A 1,069-nucleotide genomic window follows, 5' to 3' on the forward strand; every position below is an offset into this window, starting at 1 on the left:
CGCACCCTCCAGGAGACGGAGATCCCCGGCTTCGAGGCCGCGGTCAAGGCCGGCGCCGCCTCGGTGATGTGCGCCTACCCCAAGGTCAACGGCGAAGCGGCCTGCGGCAACGGGCACTTGCTCAACGACATCCTCCGCGAGCAGCTGGACTTCAAGGGCTGGGTCACCTCCGACTGGATGGCCACGCAGAGCACGGACGCCATCACCAAGGGGCTCGACCAGGAGCTGGGCATCGACTCGACCGTCGCCATCCCGCCCGGCGGCGAGGTCCCCGGCGGCAAGTACTTCGGTGACACGCTCAAGAAGGCCGTCCAGGACGGCACCGTTCCCATGGCGGTCCTCGACCGCGCGGTGAGCCGCATCGTCGGACAGATGGAGCGCTTCGGCCTCCTCGACGAGAACCCGGCGCCGCGGCCCGAGCGCGATGTCGCGGGCGGCACCAAGGTGGCCGAGGAGATCGCCGAGGCCGGCGCGGTGCTGCTGCGCAACGAGGACCGGATACTGCCGCTCGACCCGGCCACGACGGACGACGTCGCGGTGATCGGCCCGTCGGCCAAGGACCCCAAGGTGACGGGGCTCGGCAGCTCCTACATCGTCCCCGACATGGCCACCCCGCCGCTGGAGACCATCACCGAGAAGCTCGGCTCCGACGCGCAGGTCTCCTACGCCGAGGGCGAGACCCTTCAGGGCGAGCCGATCCCGGCCTCCGCCCTGGAGCCCGACTTCACCTCGGGCAAGGTTCTGGATCCCGCCGAGAGCGGCGTCATCTACGACGGCAGGCTGACGGTGGCCAAGGACGGGCTCTACCGCATCGCGGCCCGCGTCACCGGCGGCAACGGCGCCATCCAGATCGACGACGGCGCACCGATCAGCGTCGGCGAGGTGTTCGGCAAGCTCACCAGCGTCCCGTTGAAGCTGACCGCCGGCACGCACACCATCAAGATCAGCGGCGGCGCGGTCGTCGGCAAGCCGATGACCCTCGACCTGCGCTGGGTGACCCCGGCCAAGGCCCAGGACGCGATCGACCAGGCCGTCGCCACCGCGCGCAAGGCCTCCACCGCGGTGGTCT

General features: G+C 70.8%; 1 protein-coding gene. It reads left to right on the forward strand.

Annotated features, from left to right (window positions below):
• Positions 1-1,069 (forward strand): glycoside hydrolase family 3 N-terminal domain-containing protein (locus ACFW2E_RS47680; protein ID WP_384478626.1); only part of this gene is annotated, 1,069 nt, incomplete at both ends.

Origin of the sequence: Streptomyces sp. NPDC058964, assembly GCF_042741275.1 — a bacterium.
Taxonomy (GTDB): domain Bacteria; phylum Actinomycetota; class Actinomycetes; order Streptomycetales; family Streptomycetaceae; genus Streptomyces.